A 16,325-nucleotide genomic window follows, 5' to 3' on the forward strand; every position below is an offset into this window, starting at 1 on the left:
GGTGTTATTTTATCGTTTTAGAGACGAGCGTTAACAATCCCAACAGCGCACATTAATGAAAAAACGGTTGTTGGTCCAACAAATTGAAATCCGGCGTGTTTTAACTGCCGCGAAATTTCCGTTGATAATGACGTTGCACTTGGCAATAACTGATCACCGTCAGCATGCATTCGTAGTGGTTGGCCATTAACAAACGACCAGAGAAAATGATCAAGTGTTTTACCATCCTGATGAATTTGCTGCAATCGTTGAGCATTATTAATAGTTGCCATAATTTTACGACGATTACGGATAATTTGGGAGTTGGCCATTAATTGCTCCACCTGGTGCCGATCAAACCTGGCGATTTTATCCACATCAAATTCAGCAAACGCTGCTGAAAAGGCCGCTCGTCGTTGCCAAATTGTTGTCCAACTCAAACCTGCTTGAAAAGTTTCTAAAGTTAACATTTTAAACAGTTCACGTTCATCATGCACTGGTATCCCCCAGTGATGATCATAATAATCACGCATTACAGCAGAATTCGCCCATTTCGGGTATTGACTAGTCATTACTATCCACTCCTCTTAATAGATTGCTCACTATTAAGATACGTATTTTAATTCGTTTTCTTCTTGGTATCACGAAGAATTAGTGCCAATCCTAAACCAATGACTTCAATTACAATCATTGTAATGAAAACAACATGGTAACCGTGAAGTGAAGCGGCTAATTTATTAGCTCCCATACTCAACCGATTAGCAGTTGCTGTAGTTAAAATCATGGTTGCCATTGCCACCCCAGCGGAACCAAGAATTTGCCGTACCGTAGTGATTACCGCAGTCCCATGTGAAACTAAGTCATTAGGCAAGGAGTTTGCACCTAGGGTTACCGCTGGCATCATAACAAAGGCGTTTCCACCTTCGATAACCATGGCACAAAGAATCATTCCCAAGAGATTTTGCACATCAGCCATTGCTAAAGTTAAGAACCACCCCGCAACAATCATTAGCATCCCAATAATCATGGTTGGCTTAAAACCAATCATATCCGCCAATTTACCAGTAAATGGATTCAAAATACTCAAAAAGACCGCGCCAGGAACTAAAGACATTCCCGAAATAAATGGACTAACATGTAAAACTCCTTGGTAGTACAAAGGAAAAATAATCGTAACTACGATTAGTGCAACATACGAAATTCCCGTCAGTAAAATTGCCATATCGTAATTAAAGGTCTTCAAGACCCGTAATTCCAAAAGTGGTGTTTTCAGTTTGAATTGGCGAACGCAGAAGAGAACAACCGCAATTAAACTAACTATGAGTAATCCCCAATTGAATGCCCAGTTAACGCGGTGTTTGCCAATCTGATTAACCACGTACATAATTCCAATTAAACCAATTGATAGAAAGACTGACAGCCAATCTAAGGAAGTTTCGTGACGATCCATTACATTTCTAATCAAGCCACTACCTGCCATAACAATCACAACTGTAATAATGATCATAAACAGGATGAATAAGCTCTTCCAATCAAAGAATTTTAAAACAATTCCCGAAATAATCGGGCCACAGGCAAGAGCTGAACCCATTACTAAGCCGGCAATTCCCATTGTGGTTCCCCGCTCATCCTTCGGCGTAATTTCAAGCAGCACCGTCTGATAGGATGGAAAAAGAACCCCCACCGCGAAGGCTTCCATCACCCGGCCGATCATCATAAACCAAAAACCGTTGACTCCCCATGAAGCTGGGGTAAAAACGATCATCAAAGAACCAACATCAAATATGGCGAGCGCACCAATAAACATTTGACGGAAGCTCAGATTATTAAGCATCCAGGGACTAATTGGCATGCTGACACACATTACCAACATAAATCCGGTTGTCAGCCATTGGACCGTATCCGCTGAAATACCAAAATTCTGCATTAAAGTTGGGTAAGCCGTTGATAGTGAAGACTGACTGATAGACATCGTAAAAGTCCCCAACAGTAAGGTTAAAATAAACCAAAAGCGACTATAAGTCTTACCGTTTTGATCAATACTCTCTTGCATTCTTCTCTCCCCTTGTTTAGAATGATTATTAAATAAACAATTAGTATTATAGTTAGTCCAGATTCATTTGTAAATGGTATACTAGACATTAGTTAATTAAAGATGAAGGAGTGATTAAGATGGCTGAAGCAGAATTTGATCGTGCACTAAACCGTTTAAAAGAAAACCGTGTTCGTTTAACCCCTCAACGCAAAATAATTCTAAACTATCTAATCACCCATCACACTCATCCAACGGTTGAGATGATTCTGGATGATTTGCAAAAACATGATGACAGCATCAGCTTAGCGACAGTGTACAATACTGTTAAACTACTGGTAAATTATAATCTTGTGATCGAATTAAAAAATGGTGATGGTTCCACCCATTATGATTACTTTGGTCACCCCCACTATCACGTTGTGTGTGATAACTGTGGTAAGATTACTGATGTGATGGATGATGAATTCTATGACATTGCAAAAGAATTAGCGCGAGTAACTAGAAAAAATACAAATTATTTAGTTACCCGTAGTGATGTCGAAGTCCATGGAATCTGTCCCGACTGTCAATACAAGTTAGGACTCAACGGAAATAAAGAGGAGCTTAATTAATGATTAGTAATGAACAGCGTGCGCATGAAATTGCCATTGCTTTATTGAGTAAGAAAGAATTTAATAGTCCAGTCTATGCTTATCATGAATATATTAACGTGTTATTGCCCGTCCTCAAGGAATTTGATAAAGATTTTCCAGATGGCATTGCTGAACATCCAGGACACTAGTTGATTAAAAAAGGGATCGTGTTAGAAATCATTACGACTTCTCCACGATCCCTTTCTATTTCTCTAAATTACTCAATATCAATGTGCGTCCCGTTTTGGTTTTCAACCGTTAGCTTTGGCAAATCAAGTGCCAGAACACCATCATTGTACTTTGCACTAACCTTATCTAAATCAACATCTGGTAACCGGTATGACCGACTCATTTGTCCATACCGCCGTTCACTTTGGACAATGTCACCATTCTTGTTGGTGTGATCATCGAAAGTATCCCGATGGCCACTAACCGTTAAAATGCCGTCTGCATAGTTAACACGGATATCTTTCTTATCAAATCCTGGCATGTCAATCTTTACTTGATAACCATCGTTAGTTTCCGCAATATCACTCTTCATATAGTCAGAGTTAGTAGATGGGAAAAAGCCATCATCAAAGAAATTCCGCATGTTCATCAAGTTGTCAAACAAACCATCACGACGTTGTAAATCATTAGCCATAATAAAGCTTCCTTTCTTCGTTTTTTTATTTCTTATTTCTCTTTACACTTATTATCCTAATCCAAATTTTGGTGAATACAAGCGCTTTTTAGCACTCTATTGTTAAGAGTGCTAAAAAGTTTAACCAAACTTGACCAATGCTGATATAAAGGCATTTAGAGCCTTTAGTGTGTCTTCGTAATTTTAATTTAAATTTCTATATATGAATAATTTATCATATATCAAGCAAAAAAAGAACGGAACCTTCCCCGTTCTCGGTAATTAAAATTTAATTTTAGTACCAACCATGTGATTGCCAGAATGATTGAGCAGCACTCCAGGAACCGTAACGGCTGGATACGTATTGGTCGGCAACCCGTTCTTGGTTAGCGGCGGAGTAGTCACCATTTAAGTAAGATGCAGATAATTGGTACTTACCAATGTATTGACCATTCCGTGCACCATAGTTACCACCCGATTCACGAGCGGCAATCCAAGCCTTAGCTGCGGCATCGTTACCGGCAACACTTGAAGTGTAGTTAGATGCACCAGTGTTAGCAGTAGCGGCCGTATTAGTGCTTTGGCTGCTTTGGGTAGTAGTATTATTAGTGTTAGCTGAGTTATTAGCAGATGGTAATGAAGCAGCTTGTTGAGCAGTTGCTGTAGTAACCTCACCATCATCCTTGATTAACAACTTTTGACCAACGTAGATTAAATTCTTGTTAGCGATGTTATTGTTACTTGCTAAAGTGTCAACAAAAGTTAAGTCGTGTCCTAACTTGTAGGAAATGCCAGAAAGCGTGTCCCCTGCTTGGACAGTGTAAACTGAGTCAGCATTGGCAGTAGTAGCAGTAGCAACAGTACCCAAAGCAAGGGCACCAGTAACAGTAGCAGCAACTTTGATAGCTTTCTTATTGAACTTCATATAAATTAAAACATCCTTTTCTTTTAAATTCTGTAGTTACAAATCAATAACTTATCAACGGTTTATATAATACATGCTGTCAGTTACGGACCAATTACCGCGAATTATCAAACTTCCGCATTTCTGTAAAATTTTGTAACAAAGCCGGGCTTTTTAATCAATTAAGCATCATTAAATCGTCGCCGATCCCCGTTAAATCAACATTTATCAATATTTCACTTTCTTCTAGTAAGCAGACTGGCAACTTGTAACAAAACTACGAAAACTTTTTGAATTTTTTCTGAATTAACCTTGATCTCAGCAAATTTATTCCCAAAACACCTTTTTATTACTAACGTTTGTAACAATGTAACAGCAAAAAGCGGGCGTCAACGAAGCCTTTTTTCGTCTATCAGCTTCATCCACCCGCAATCACAAATAGGCCTCCAGAGTTCGGCTTTGCCGAGCACTGGAGGCCATTTGTGTACTGCGCTGTTCGCTTTTTATTAAAGTAATCGGGTTTGTGTCACAGCCCCATTTATTGTTATTAATATTAATTAGTGTCGACGCGGCATCAACAAATTAAGGATAATGGCTGTTAATGCTGCCACCGCAATCGGCGAACCAAGTAAGTATTGTACCATTTGTGGTGCTGCCTTAGTAATATGCGTTGGCAGTAAAATAATGGCCAGGGTTAAAACAATCGGCAAACCAATAATATAGAGATCTGCATCTGAAGTTTTGATTCCCCGAATGACATTCAGCCCATTTAACATGATTGTGACGGTAATGAGGGCAAATACACCCCCGATTACTGGATCAGGAATAGCGGTTAAGAATGCCGATAGTTTAGAGAAAAAACCGAGCAGGATAAACCAGCCACCCGCAGCAACAAAGACTTTCCGCGAAGCAACCCCAGTGATGGACACAACTCCAGCATTGGTTGAGTAGCCAGTAACAGGAGTAGTTCCACAAAGTCCAGCAAACAAACAGCTCAAACCTTCACCTACAATTCCGTGATTCCATTGCCGATCAGTAATTTTGTGATTAGTAACGGCCCCCATTGCAAACCACGTCCCGGTCGTTTCGGTCGTAATGATGGCATATAAAATCAAGAACGTCAGAATGGAAGTCCAGTTGAAACTAATTCCCCAGTGAAAAACCGTCCGTTGCGGTAAACTAAACCATGGCGCATCAACTACAGATTGCCAGTTAAAGCGCCCCATCGAAGCACTCATTAACGTCCCACATAGTAATGCAATGACAATTGAACCTGTCCGAAAGAGTTTTTGAACTCGCGGGAACCGAATACTTATGCCAACACATACTAGCATCGCTAAGGCTGTCACACTAGCAAGTTCAATATTTTGATAAACATTGCCCTTGGCTTCAAAAATATTGCTATTGAGGGCACTTGGAATCAGTGACAGACCCACACACGTAATAATCGTGCCACCTACTACTGCCGGCACTAACCGGTTAATAATCTTTTGAAAAATGCCGCTTAGTCCCAAAAGAACCAAAATGATCGCACCGACGACTAGTGAACCGATTAAGGTCGCCATCCCGTTTCCTTTCAAACCACCACTGGCTAGAACAATCCCAGCAGCTGCTGATAACGGCACAAATGATGGTCCCTGCGACATTGGCATCTTCATAAAAATCGAAGTTTGTAAAATGGTTCCAACACCAGCCGCAAGAAATGTCGATTGGAGCAGTCCAGATGTATCAGCTGCTCCCATTGCTAACATCCCGGCTAGAATAATCGGCGGCACATAGACGTCCATTGCCATAACGTGTTGTAGACCAAGCAGCGTTGCCTCACCAGTTGGAATGTGGTCTTCCGGGCCGATTACGAGATTCCGTTGTACTTGTTCATCCATTATTAACTTTCTCCCTTAAATAAATTTCAAGGATAAGCTTATCACGAACTGAATATAGTGTAAATTACCCATTGTTCGGAAAACTCCCGAATCTCTTGCGAGACCGGGCGTTATTTTTTTGATTTTTAACCAACGGAACCTTCCATCTGAAAATCAATCAGTCGATTTAGTTCCACCGCATATTCCATCGGTAATTGTTTGGTAAATGGTTCAATGAAACCCATAACGATCATCTTAGTAGCTTCTTCTTCAGATAATCCGCGACTCATTAAATAGTAAAGTTCTTCTTCTGAAACCTTGGAGACTTTGGCTTCATGCTCCATTGCGACATCACCAACTGCGACCTTATTTAGCGGAATGGTATCACTTGAGGAATCATCATCCATGATGATGGTGTCACACTCAACATGTGAACTGGAACCATGAGCATTTTCATCCATTTTAACTTCACCACGATAATCACAGACACCCCCAGCCCGACACAGTGACTTTGAAATAATGGTCGAGCTGGTTTCTGGAGCTTGGTGAATCATTCTGGCTCCAGTATCTTGATCCACTACTTTGCCATTAGCAAAAGCTATTGATAACATTGTCCCCTTTGCTCTACGACCACGAAGATAGACGCTCGGGTACTTCATCGTCACCTTAGAACCGAGATTACCATCAACCCATTCCATGACTGCATTTTCATCCGCCACTGCCCGTTTAGTTTCCAACGAGTAAACATTAGGCGACCAGTTTTGAATGGTTGTATAACGGCAAAAGCCCCGTGGTTTTACAAATACTTCGACAACAGCCGCATGGAGGCTATCTTCCGAATAAACTGGTGCCGTACATCCTTCAACATAGTTCACACTCGCGTCTTCATCAACGACAATCAACGTTCGCTCAAACTGTCCCGTATTTTCCGCATTGATTCTAAAGAAACTCTGAAGCGGCTCATCAGCATGAACACCCTTTGGAACGTAAATAAAGGTTCCGCCAGACCAGACTGCGGTATTCAGCGCCGCAAAAATATTGTCATCAGGATGTACTAACTGGGCAAAATACTTTTTAACAATTTCCGGATACTTTTGGACTGCAGTATCAGTGTCCATAAAGAGGATCCCATGACTTGCTAAGTCCCGTTTTAAATTAGCGTAAACGACTTCCGACTCGTACTGAGCAGTGGCTCCTGCTAGGTATTGGCGTTCGGCCTCCGGAACCCCCATCTTTTCAAAGGTGGTTTTCATTTCCTCTGGTACGTCTGACCAGGAACGAGCCACATGATCAGTTGGTCGTTGAAAATAGCGGAGCTGTGATAAATCTAATTTTGTTAAATCCGGTCCAAAGTCTGGCAGCTTCATCTTTAAATACTGGTGGTAAGCATTTAACCGAATATTTAGCATCCATTCAGGCTCATGTTTGCGACGGAAAATTTCACGAACCGTATCTTCAGTCAAACCGACTCCTGTGGAAAAAATCGGTTTAATATCATCATGAAAACCGTATTCATAATGTTCTTTTGAAAATCGCTTAATTGCTTTTTTATCATCTTCTTGACTCATTACTGAACCTCCAATCGTTCCAGCAATTCATTAATGGTTTGATCACGCAGTTGTTGATCTGGAAACTTTTCAATTACTGGTAATAAAAAGCCCTTCGTCAGCAAAATTTCTGCTTCCATTAAAGTCAAGCCGCGGGATTGTAAATAATATAACTGATCTGGATTAACTTGACCGATACTGGCTGCATGACCAGCGTTCACATCGTTATCTTCAATCAATAGGACCGGATCAGCTTCCCCATGACTCGCTGCCGTTAGCGTTAATAGGCGACTCTCTTGGTTCGAAGCAGACTGGTGTGCCCCTTGATAAATCTTACCGACAGCATGGAAGTTCAGGATTGCCTGATCTTTAACCACCCCGTTTTGTAAAATTTCTCCATCAGTATGTAAGCCATGATTATCAATCCTGGTATGAATGTCCTGCACCTGATCGTGGGTCGCAATACCAACCATTTTAAAATTAGCATGGCTACCATCGCCATCCAAGTTTGCATGATAATCAGCCTCGAGATGGTGACGATCAAAAAAGGCACTATAAATGTTGAGCAAGCTATCCCCGGCTTGATAGGCGCGTACACTCTCCCAATTATGGTCTGCAGTAAAAGTATTTGATTGATAATAATTGACTTGCGCACTGTCACCAAGTAATAATTCAGTTCCTAAATAGCTTGGTTGTTGATCACTAGCAACTTCATTTTCAATGATGGTTACTTTTGAATTAGCCCCCACCATGATGAGGTTGTGGTAATTGCATCCTGAAACGGTCGCATGCAATTCAATTGGCTGATCAACAACCGTGTTATTCGGCACATAAACAAACCGGCCACCATTTAAAAATGCTAAGTGGAGCGCATTGAGTTGATTGGCTTGCCAATTAATCGCCTTCTCCATTAAATTTTCCTGCACTAGCTCTGGATACTGTTGAGCGGCAATAAAAATGGGCAAGTTAACGTACCCATCAGGCGTGGTCGTTACCTGCTCATCATCAATATCTAGCTGTGGATTTTGGAGCCACTTCTTTAAAACCGTTTGTTGGTGATCGGTTACCGGGAGTTTCTGAGCCATCATCATCGCTAATTGACGTTTTTTCCGTAACCAATCTGGCTGGCCCTGGGTGGCTACTCGAACTTGATCTAATAAATCTGGTTTCATTCGTGAACGCCATCCTTACTCATTTGTTCAAATTTAGCATAGCCGCCCTTTTCAAGTTCATCTGCTAATTCTGGGCCGCCGCTTTGCACTACCCGTCCATCAACCATCACATGAATGCGGTCAGGTTTAACATATTCGAGTAAACGCTCATAGTGCGTAATGAGGAGCGCACTAAATTGTGGCGTTCGCATATGGTTAATGCCATTTGCGACAATCCGTAACGCGTCAATATCAAGCCCAGAATCAATTTCATCCAAAATGGCTAATTTCGGTTTGAGCATCATCATTTGTAAGACCTCATTCCGCTTTTTTTCGCCACCAGAAAATCCAACGTTTAAATAACGGTCGGTAATATCATCCGGCATCTTGAGTAATTGTTTGGCTTCATTCAGTTGTTGAAGAAACTCTAACACAGGTACCGTTTGCCCTTCTGGTTGAGTAGCATTCATTGCTTGACGGATAAAGTCAATATTCTTTACTCCAGGAATTTCAGCTGGATACTGCATTCCTAAAAAGAGACCAAGTTGTGCCCGTTCCGTGATGGATCTACTTAAAACATCTTGACCATCAAAAGTAACGGTCCCCGTAGTAACTTCATAGGCAGGATAGCCCATAATCGTGGAAACTAACGTTGACTTACCGTTTCCATTTGGCCCCATAATGGCATGCACTTCACCAGTGGGAACAGTCAAATCAACACCCTTTAAAATTTCTTCACCGGTTTCCTTCACAATTGCATGTAAGTTTTTTACTACTAACGTCATTTTTTCACCCTTAATTAATGAACGAGCTTATCCCAAATGATGACTTTGTTGGCTCGTAATGATTTTTGCACGTCGATAATGCGTTGATTAGCGCTGCCCCGGAATTGTAACGTTAAGTCTTTTTGATCTTCCAAAAAACGCCCGTCAACTAAAATATCAATATTGCTCAGCATTTCCAGTTTATCATAGGATTCTTGCTGAAGTTCTTCCCAAGTATACCCTGACCAGGACCAAATATCTTTGGTATGCCCGTATTCTTTGCGCAAGCGTTTAATTAATTTTAAACAAACCTGCGTATTTAAGAATGGCTCACCACCTAACAAGGTTAACCCTTGCACATAGTCATGACCTAAATCCGTCATGATTTGATCTTCAAGTTCTTGAGTATACGGTTGACCATAGTGGAAGTTCTGAGCAGCTTTGTTATAACAGCCCGGACAGTTAAATAAACAACCACTAACGTAAATACTGCACCGGACACCTTCACCATCAACAAAGTTGAATGGCTTATAATCAGCAACATATTGCAGAGAATGATCCGCAGCTAACCATTCCTTAGGACGCGGATTTTTGGGTAGTCGATGTTGATGCCGTTCCCCCATATTGATTCCTCCTTAGATTTGGTCACCATTAAATTTAGCCCGGTGTTCTTTGGTATCCATTTGCCGTTGGGTTTCAAATTGCGCCGCAGATTTGATCATTCGTGGATCCATATGCTTAACCCGATGAATAATTTCCTCATGCCGACCATGCACCATTGGACGTTGTTGAGGGTTTCCTAAATAACCACAGGTCCGCTTAACGACATCACAGGTTGCCGGATCGTGATTACCACACTGGGGGCACTTAAAGCCGCGAGCAGTGGCCTCAAATTCACCCTTGAAACCACACTTGAAACATTGATCGATCGACGTATTCGTACCTAAATAACCAACGTGATCGTAAGCCCAATCCCAAACTGCTTCGAGGGCCTTCGGATTTTGTCGTAAGTTTGGATATTCACAGTAGTGAATAAAACCACCAGCCGCGTATTGAGGAAAGTCCTCCTCAAACTCCAGCTTTTCAAATGGGGTTGGATGCTTCCGAACATCATAGTGGAAACTATTAGTGTAGTATTCCTTATCTGTGACGTCCTCCACACGACCAAATTTCTTTAAATCATCCTGACAGAATGTATCAGTCAAAGATTCAGCTGGTGTTGAATACAGGCTAAAGTGATAACCTTCTTCATCTTCCCACTTTGCACAAAGGTCGTGCATCTGTTTAACAATTGAAACGGCAAAGTCATGGGCTTCTTTATTGTGTTCCCACTTTGGCCCATAGAATGTCGTGCAAACTTCATATAACCCAATGTAACCTAATGACACAGTTGCCCGGCTGTTTTTAAACACTTCATCAACACTGTCTGTTTTCTTCAGCCGCTTGCCAAAGGCCCCATACATATACAATAACGGTGCGTTTTCCGGCTTAGCTTGCTTAGTTCGTTTAATTCGATAATCTAAGGCGATCTTACAGATCCGCATCTTTTCTTGGAAAATTTGCCAAAAGAGCTTTTTATCACCGTGGGCTTCCAACGCAATCCGTGGCAAATTAACGGTGACAACCCCTAAATTCATCCGTCCAGAATTAACTTCTTTACCGGTTTCTGGATCATGCCAGCCTTGAAGGAAAGAGCGACAGCCCATCGGGGTCTTAAATGAACCGGTGATCTCTTTAATCTTGTCATACATCAAAAGGTCTGGATACATCCGCTTCGTTGAACATTCCAAAGCTAGTTGCTTGACATCATAATTTGGATCACCAGGATTTAAGTTAAGTCCCCGCTTTAATGTAAAAATTAATTTAGGAAAAATGGCAGTCCGATGTTCTTTACCAAGTCCTTTAATTCGGATCTTCAAAATAGATTTTTGGATTTCTCGAGCAATCCAGGAAGTTCCCAGGCCAAAATTAATCGTTGTAAATGGTGTCTGGCCTTGCGAAGAGTACAAAGTATTAATTTCATACTCTAGTGCTTGCATCGCATCATAAATATCCTTCTTGGTCTTAGTTTTAGCGTATTCTTCACGTTTTTCTGGTGCTACCCATTGTTCAGCGTCTCGCAAATGCTTTTCATAATTAATCTTGGCATATGGTTCGAGGAGTTGATCGATCCGGTTAGCAGAACAACCACCATATTGTAATGAAGCAACGTTAGCAATAATTTGTGACATTTGGGCCGTTGCCGTCTGAATCGACCGTGGTGAAGATACCCAAGCGTTTCCAATCTTAAAGCCATTTTTGAACATCTCATCAAGGTCGATTAGACAACAATTGGTTTCCGGCGTAACTGGAGAGTAATCTAGGTCATGCCAGTGAATATCACCACGCAGGTGAGCCTTGGCGACAATTTGCGGTAGCATCCGTAAACCAAGTGCCCGACTAACCATGCCGGCCTCTAAATCCCGTTGTGTATTAAAAACCTTGGAATCTTTATTGGCATTTTCGTGAACCACCCGTGAATTTCGGTCAGATAGTTGATCCAACTTATACATTGGGTTAGTTGCTTCAGCAAAAGCCCGATCATCCTGCTTCCGATAGTTAATAAAGGCCATGGCAAATTCATTATGACCAGCAGCACGAAAACCATCGATCATGGCTTGGGCAATTTCAATCGTCATGACACGATCCTTCCCCGCTAAGGCCTTTACTAATTCTTCGTACACCTTGGTTTGAGTTGCCCAGTCTGCATGAAGTTCACGCATAATTAAATCTAATTTATAGGAATAAAACGGTGTGATGGTTCCATCACGCTTAATAACATTAACATCCTGTAACACTGCTAATGGATGCTGAGTTGTGGTTTTGATTTTCATAGATAATATCCCCTTTGAAGTTAACATTATCTATCTTAAATGAAAAAAGATTGAACACAACATCTTGAAACTATTGACATTCAAAACACAATATGTAGTAGTAATGAATCTTGGCTTGGTATTTTTTCATTTAGATAATTCTCCATGATCGCGTGCTTAACTTAGTCAATAAGCAAGCTAGATAGCGATTAGCCTTACCTCGTTCAAGCTAATTATCTAAGAACAATTCGGTAAGTTTCGCTTTTATTAATCAATTGATATCTATAAAATACAATTTAAAAGATTGTGTTGCATGATTTTTATATCATATTATGCTTATTATAGATAATAAAAAGTCGCATCATCTCAGTAATGACGCGACTTTTAGTAAAGGATGAATTATTAATTAATTACTTACCGTATACTTTTGACTCATCCGCTTTTCCAACCAATTAAGTAGTAGAGCAAGCGCTTGAGTAATAACAAAGTAAATCACAGCAGCAACAATCAGCGGTGGAATAAAGTTGTAGAGGGTCCCACCAACTCCTAAGGCTTCCGCGGTGACTTCTTGTACCCCAATATAGAATAGAACTGATGATTCCTTAATTAAGGTAATGAACTCATTTCCCATTGCCGGAAGCGTGTTCCGTAATGCTTGTGGTAACACAATTTCAAACAGGGTATCACGACGACTTAACCCTAATGAAAGGCCTGCCTCAGTTTGGCCGGCTGGAATTGAAATAATTCCAGAACGGAAGATTTCTGAAGTGTACGCCCCAGAATTTAATCCTAAAGCTAACGCACCAGGAATAATCCGGTCTAATCCTGAACCAAGAACCTGAACTTGAGGAATTGGTAAGGTTTTAGACAAGATGTAGTAAACCAGCAGAACTTGAATCATTGATGGGGTCCCCCGAACGATTGACACATAAATGCCAGCAATCCAGTTCAAAACTTTAATTTTTGACATCCGCATTAGGACCAGCAAAAGTCCAATTAAGAACCCGATAACAACCCCAATTACTGAAATAACTAACGTTAATTCTGACCCTTGTAAAAACATTGGCCAGTATTTACCGAGAAAACTAAATTCCATCATTTAACATCATCCTCTACTCTCTTTTATTAATTACTTCCCTGTTTGTTCCTGCAGGTCTTGGGCCTTTTGGAACATTTGATCTAATTGACCATTCTTTTGCATCTTAGTAATTTCTGCATTAACCTTCTTCTTCAACTTTGGTTCATTTTTTGGTAAGGCAATGCAGATTTCCCGTTGTGACTTTGGCACTGGTAACTTGACTGGCGCAATGGCGTAGTCGTTTGGGTACTTCTTAACATATTCTTCCGCGACCTTTTGGGCCAGGACAACACCGTCTAATTTGCCACCCTTTAATTCAGTCGTCAGACTGGTAACTAACCCTTCACTGACGATGTGGGCCTTAGTTTGGCTCTTCCCAACGTTTTCCTGAATGGAACCTTGCTGAGCACCAAATGAAGCTCCCTTGGTACTTGCTTGCGTGGTGTACTTATTAGCATCACTCTTTCTTACCAGCAGTGATTCAGATTCAGTGTAGTATGGTTTAGAGAAGTCAACTGCTTTCCGTCGTTCTTTAGTAGCGGTCATTCCAGCCATAACCATCTGCACCTTATTATTTTGCAATTCACCAATCAAGGAAGAAAACTGCATGTTTTGTACCTTAAGTTTAACTCCCATGTCTTTAGCAATTTGGTTGGCAACCATAATGTCAAATCCGTTGTAAGTCTTTTTACCATTCTTAACAACTGGAAATTCAAATGGTGCGAAATCCGCGGAAGTCCCCATGGTTAATGTTTTTTCGCTCTTAATCTTATTGTAAGCAGTGTTTTCTTTGGTTCCACATCCTGCTAAACCACCAGCAACCATTAAGGCTACTGCGCTTAAAGCAAGGATCTTTTTTCCTAACTTAAACTTCATAATTAATCCTCCATACTTAGTAACTCAATGAATAATAATTGCATAACTTTTGAATACAACCAGTATAATACATGAATTATTCACGTAATGCAATGAAAAATGTAAAAAAATTCGGATAAATCTTGAAATAAGCTTCTCACGTGAATATATAAGTTCAAATTGTATAAATATAACTAAATAATCTGCGTATAATGAAAATGTTAATCAATAACTGGAGAATAAATAATGAAAAGATTTAATAAAAAAATGGCCTTCTCACTTTGTTATGCCTGGGTAATGGTTATTTTAGCCCTAATTTCGATCTGCTTAATTATTCTAGATTACGCCAAAATGATTACCCTTACTGACCAACCATATTCATTAATTGATAATGTCGTCTGGGTAATCTTTGTTAGTGATTATTGCATTCGTCTTCTTTTTGCTGATAATAAAAGAGCTTTCCTAAAAGCGAATATCTTTGATCTATTATCAATAATTCCAGTAAGTGGATTATTTACCGTCTTCCGGATCAGCCGGATTACACGTTTGCTTCGCCTTTTAAGAATCATTCGGCTAGTTGGAATGGCGGGTCGTCTGAAGCACTTTCTCAAAGTAAATGGGCTGATTTATTATCTGTATGTCAGTTGTGCCCTATTAATCATTAGTGCTTGCCTTTACAGTTTTGCTGAACATACTAATTTAGAAAATGCACTTTGGTGGTCAATCACAACAGCCACTACCGTGGGCTATGGCGATATGACTCCCAAAACTGGCTTAGGACGAATTGCAGCAATTGTTTTAATGTTGGTTGGAATTGGTTTCGTTGGTATGCTCACCAGTAGCATCACAAATTTCTTTACCAATCAGGATCAAATTAACCTAAAAAAAGAGATTAGATCTTTACATGAAGAAAATACCCAAATAATGAAAAAACTAACCGAATTACAGTCAATGATGAAAGATGATGATTAGTGTAATTTCGGTCCCTCTTTGTGTACCAAATGTGTACCAACTTTATTATTTAACATGATTTAGCTAAGTTATCCACAGATTTAAACTTAAACAAAAAAGCACCGCAACCCTATCATATCAAGGGCTACGGTGCTTCTCAGTTAAGATTCAATACTTTCGAAAACTTATTAAAATGCCTCCGGTGGGGGTCGAACCCACACTCCCTCAACGGGAACTGGATTTTGAGTCCAGCGCGTCTGCCAATTCCGCCACAGAGGCATAAATCTTAACTAAAAGGTGGTAATCGGATTTGAACCGATGATAAAGGTTTTGCAGACCTCTGCCTTACCACTTGGCTATACCACCAAATAGAGTTTGAATGTTATTCAAACAATTAGACGCTGCGATCGGGCACCGTCTAACCAGAAGGGCGGTATGTGGGATTCGAACCCACGCGTGTCGGACCCACAAACCGATGTGTTAACCAAACTTCACCAATACCGCCAAAATATTCAATTGAGCAGGGATAGTAGGAATCGAACCCACAATGACGGTTTTGGAGACCGTAGTTATACCGTTTAACTATATCCCTATAAAGTGGAGGAGGGTGGATTCGAACCGCCGAACCCGAAGGAACGGTTTTACAGACCGTCGCGTTTAACCAGACTTCGCTACTCCTCCATAATAAGTGGCGCGGGACGGAATCGAACCGCCGACACACGGAGCTTCAATCCGTTGCTCTACCAACTGAGCTACCGAGCCGTGCTTGGTCTGGGATACAACATTAAAGTTGTAATGGAGGATACAGGGCTCGAACCTGTGACCCTCTGCTTGTAAGGCAGATGCTCTCCCAACTGAGCTAATCCTCCAAGAGTGACCCGTGCGGGATTTGAACCCACGTTACCAGCGTGAAAGGCTGGTGTCTTAACCAACTTGACCAACGGGTCATAAGAACGGAGAGTAAGGGATTCGAACCCTTGATACAGGCTTTAACCCGTATACAGCATTTCCAATGCTGCTCCTTCGGCCAACTCGGACAACTCTCCAAAATCCGAACCCTGGCACAAATCGCCAGGTGCCAAAGTTCATCATT

At 40.9% G+C, this 16,325-nt stretch carries 15 protein-coding genes and 9 tRNA genes; 3 read left to right on the plus strand and 21 right to left on the minus strand.

Translation table 11 applies throughout. The features are described from left to right. Positions 1 to 17: 17 nt before the first annotated feature. Together HMPREF0501_RS03085 and HMPREF0501_RS03090 are read right to left on the minus strand one after the other, a co-directional pair. Positions 18 to 551, minus strand: a complete 534-nt coding sequence (locus tag HMPREF0501_RS03085) for a DNA-3-methyladenine glycosylase I (RefSeq protein ID WP_006916391.1) — start codon at positions 549 to 551, stop codon at positions 18 to 20. Positions 552 to 598: 47 nt separating this feature from the next. Beyond that, positions 599 to 2,032 carry an MFS transporter gene (locus HMPREF0501_RS03090; protein ID WP_006916392.1) on the minus strand — a complete coding sequence of 478 codons (1,434 nt, stop codon included), beginning with the start codon at positions 2,030 to 2,032 and terminating at the stop codon, positions 599 to 601. 119 nt (positions 2,033 to 2,151) lie between these two features. Between HMPREF0501_RS03090 and HMPREF0501_RS03095 the strand changes: the two genes are divergently transcribed. Together HMPREF0501_RS03095 and HMPREF0501_RS09010 are read left to right on the plus strand one after the other, a co-directional pair. After that, entirely contained in the window at positions 2,152 to 2,625 is a 474-nt protein-coding gene (locus HMPREF0501_RS03095; protein WP_006916393.1) for a Fur family transcriptional regulator, read from the plus strand. Continuing rightward, on the plus strand, positions 2,625 to 2,795 hold the full coding sequence (locus tag HMPREF0501_RS09010) for a hypothetical protein (RefSeq protein ID WP_006916394.1): 171 nt from the start codon (positions 2,625 to 2,627) through the stop codon (positions 2,793 to 2,795). Before HMPREF0501_RS03095 ends, HMPREF0501_RS09010 begins: the two co-directional genes overlap by 1 nt. Before the next feature lie 68 nt (positions 2,796 to 2,863). Here HMPREF0501_RS09010 and HMPREF0501_RS03100 read toward each other — a convergent pair whose 3' ends face one another. From HMPREF0501_RS03100 to HMPREF0501_RS03145, 10 genes are all read right to left on the minus strand, one after another. Beyond that, on the minus strand, positions 2,864 to 3,289 hold the full coding sequence (locus HMPREF0501_RS03100; protein ID WP_006916395.1) for an Hsp20/alpha crystallin family protein: 426 nt from the start codon (positions 3,287 to 3,289) through the stop codon (positions 2,864 to 2,866). 274 nt (positions 3,290 to 3,563) lie between these two features. Then, entirely contained in the window at positions 3,564 to 4,193 is a 630-nt protein-coding gene (locus HMPREF0501_RS03105) for a LysM peptidoglycan-binding domain-containing protein (protein WP_006916396.1), read from the minus strand. Between the two features lie 536 nt (positions 4,194 to 4,729). Further along, positions 4,730 to 6,055 (minus strand): uracil-xanthine permease family protein, encoded by a 1,326-nt coding sequence (locus HMPREF0501_RS03110; RefSeq protein ID WP_006916397.1) that lies wholly within the window; start codon positions 6,053 to 6,055, stop codon positions 4,730 to 4,732. A 125-nt stretch (positions 6,056 to 6,180) separates the two neighbouring features. Further along, positions 6,181 to 7,602 carry a Fe-S cluster assembly protein SufB gene (sufB, locus tag HMPREF0501_RS03115; RefSeq protein ID WP_006916400.1) on the minus strand — a complete coding sequence of 474 codons (1,422 nt, stop codon included), beginning with the start codon at positions 7,600 to 7,602 and terminating at the stop codon, positions 6,181 to 6,183. Beyond that, complete coding sequence (locus HMPREF0501_RS03120) at positions 7,602 to 8,753, minus strand: SufB/SufD family protein (protein ID WP_006916401.1); 1,152 nt, start codon at positions 8,751 to 8,753, stop codon at positions 7,602 to 7,604. The genes sufB and HMPREF0501_RS03120 overlap by 1 nt, the downstream gene beginning before the upstream one ends. Then, entirely contained in the window at positions 8,750 to 9,517 is a 768-nt protein-coding gene (gene sufC / locus HMPREF0501_RS03125) for a Fe-S cluster assembly ATPase SufC (RefSeq protein WP_006916402.1), read from the minus strand. The genes HMPREF0501_RS03120 and sufC overlap by 4 nt, the downstream gene beginning before the upstream one ends. Before the next feature lie 14 nt (positions 9,518 to 9,531). Then, complete coding sequence (gene nrdG / locus HMPREF0501_RS03130) at positions 9,532 to 10,119, minus strand: anaerobic ribonucleoside-triphosphate reductase activating protein (RefSeq protein ID WP_006916403.1); 588 nt, start codon at positions 10,117 to 10,119, stop codon at positions 9,532 to 9,534. A gap of 12 nt (positions 10,120 to 10,131) precedes the next feature. Next, positions 10,132 to 12,369, minus strand: a complete 2,238-nt coding sequence (nrdD, locus tag HMPREF0501_RS03135; protein ID WP_006916404.1) for an anaerobic ribonucleoside-triphosphate reductase — start codon at positions 12,367 to 12,369, stop codon at positions 10,132 to 10,134. Positions 12,370 to 12,754: 385 nt separating this feature from the next. After that, positions 12,755 to 13,447: an amino acid ABC transporter permease gene (locus HMPREF0501_RS03140; protein WP_050755741.1), complete on the minus strand. Its 693-nt coding sequence runs from the start codon at positions 13,445 to 13,447 to the stop codon at positions 12,755 to 12,757. 30 nt (positions 13,448 to 13,477) lie between these two features. Continuing rightward, entirely contained in the window at positions 13,478 to 14,302 is an 825-nt protein-coding gene (locus tag HMPREF0501_RS03145) for a transporter substrate-binding domain-containing protein (RefSeq protein ID WP_040455698.1), read from the minus strand. Positions 14,303 to 14,527: 225 nt separating this feature from the next. On the opposite strand from HMPREF0501_RS03145, the gene HMPREF0501_RS03150 reads away from it, so the two are divergent. Next, positions 14,528 to 15,253, plus strand: a complete 726-nt coding sequence (locus HMPREF0501_RS03150) for a potassium channel family protein (RefSeq protein ID WP_006916406.1) — start codon at positions 14,528 to 14,530, stop codon at positions 15,251 to 15,253. A 173-nt stretch (positions 15,254 to 15,426) separates the two neighbouring features. Here the strand turns inward: HMPREF0501_RS03150 and HMPREF0501_RS03155 are convergent. The 9 genes from HMPREF0501_RS03155 to HMPREF0501_RS03195 all read right to left on the minus strand — a co-directional run bounded on the left by HMPREF0501_RS03155 (position 15,427) and on the right by HMPREF0501_RS03195 (position 16,278). Continuing rightward, positions 15,427 to 15,511, minus strand: a tRNA-Leu gene (locus tag HMPREF0501_RS03155). A 16-nt stretch (positions 15,512 to 15,527) separates the two neighbouring features. Next, positions 15,528 to 15,598, minus strand: a tRNA-Cys gene (locus HMPREF0501_RS03160). A gap of 63 nt (positions 15,599 to 15,661) precedes the next feature. After that, a tRNA-His gene (locus tag HMPREF0501_RS03165) sits at positions 15,662 to 15,736 on the minus strand. 17 nt (positions 15,737 to 15,753) lie between these two features. Continuing rightward, positions 15,754 to 15,824: transfer RNA gene (locus tag HMPREF0501_RS03170), tRNA-Trp, on the minus strand. A 6-nt stretch (positions 15,825 to 15,830) separates the two neighbouring features. Beyond that, positions 15,831 to 15,913, minus strand: a tRNA-Tyr gene (locus HMPREF0501_RS03175). An 8-nt stretch (positions 15,914 to 15,921) separates the two neighbouring features. After that, positions 15,922 to 15,994: transfer RNA gene (locus HMPREF0501_RS03180), tRNA-Phe, on the minus strand. A 34-nt stretch (positions 15,995 to 16,028) separates the two neighbouring features. Continuing rightward, a tRNA-Val gene (locus HMPREF0501_RS03185) sits at positions 16,029 to 16,101 on the minus strand. A gap of 5 nt (positions 16,102 to 16,106) precedes the next feature. Beyond that, a tRNA-Glu gene (locus HMPREF0501_RS03190) sits at positions 16,107 to 16,179 on the minus strand. Between the two features lie 7 nt (positions 16,180 to 16,186). Then, positions 16,187 to 16,278 (minus strand) — tRNA-Ser (locus HMPREF0501_RS03195). Positions 16,279 to 16,325 lie beyond the last annotated feature (47 nt).

This window comes from Limosilactobacillus coleohominis 101-4-CHN, from assembly GCF_000161935.1.
Lineage (GTDB): Bacteria > Bacillota > Bacilli > Lactobacillales > Lactobacillaceae > Limosilactobacillus > Limosilactobacillus coleohominis_A.

Excerpts from the sequence above, each read along its gene's own strand:
- HMPREF0501_RS03085 (WP_006916391.1), bottom strand. The coding sequence starts at position 551 with ATGACTAGTCAATACCCGAAATGGGCGAATTCTGCTGTAATGCGTGAT.
- HMPREF0501_RS03090 (WP_006916392.1), bottom strand. The coding sequence starts at position 2,032 with ATGCAAGAGAGTATTGATCAAAACGGTAAGACTTATAGTCGCTTTTGG.
- HMPREF0501_RS03095 (WP_006916393.1), top strand. The coding sequence starts at position 2,152 with ATGGCTGAAGCAGAATTTGATCGTGCACTAAACCGTTTAAAAGAAAAC.
- HMPREF0501_RS09010 (WP_006916394.1), top strand. The coding sequence starts at position 2,625 with ATGATTAGTAATGAACAGCGTGCGCATGAAATTGCCATTGCTTTATTG.
- HMPREF0501_RS03100 (WP_006916395.1), bottom strand. The coding sequence starts at position 3,289 with ATGGCTAATGATTTACAACGTCGTGATGGTTTGTTTGACAACTTGATG.
- HMPREF0501_RS03105 (WP_006916396.1), bottom strand. The coding sequence starts at position 4,193 with ATGAAGTTCAATAAGAAAGCTATCAAAGTTGCTGCTACTGTTACTGGT.
- HMPREF0501_RS03110 (WP_006916397.1), bottom strand. The coding sequence starts at position 6,055 with ATGGATGAACAAGTACAACGGAATCTCGTAATCGGCCCGGAAGACCAC.
- sufB (WP_006916400.1), bottom strand. The coding sequence starts at position 7,602 with ATGAGTCAAGAAGATGATAAAAAAGCAATTAAGCGATTTTCAAAAGAA.
- HMPREF0501_RS03120 (WP_006916401.1), bottom strand. The coding sequence starts at position 8,753 with ATGAAACCAGATTTATTAGATCAAGTTCGAGTAGCCACCCAGGGCCAG.
- sufC (WP_006916402.1), bottom strand. The coding sequence starts at position 9,517 with ATGACGTTAGTAGTAAAAAACTTACATGCAATTGTGAAGGAAACCGGT.
- nrdG (WP_006916403.1), bottom strand. The coding sequence starts at position 10,119 with ATGGGGGAACGGCATCAACATCGACTACCCAAAAATCCGCGTCCTAAG.
- nrdD (WP_006916404.1), bottom strand. The coding sequence starts at position 12,369 with ATGAAAATCAAAACCACAACTCAGCATCCATTAGCAGTGTTACAGGAT.
- HMPREF0501_RS03140 (WP_050755741.1), bottom strand. The coding sequence starts at position 13,447 with ATGATGGAATTTAGTTTTCTCGGTAAATACTGGCCAATGTTTTTACAA.
- HMPREF0501_RS03145 (WP_040455698.1), bottom strand. The coding sequence starts at position 14,302 with ATGAAGTTTAAGTTAGGAAAAAAGATCCTTGCTTTAAGCGCAGTAGCC.
- HMPREF0501_RS03150 (WP_006916406.1), top strand. The coding sequence starts at position 14,528 with ATGAAAAGATTTAATAAAAAAATGGCCTTCTCACTTTGTTATGCCTGG.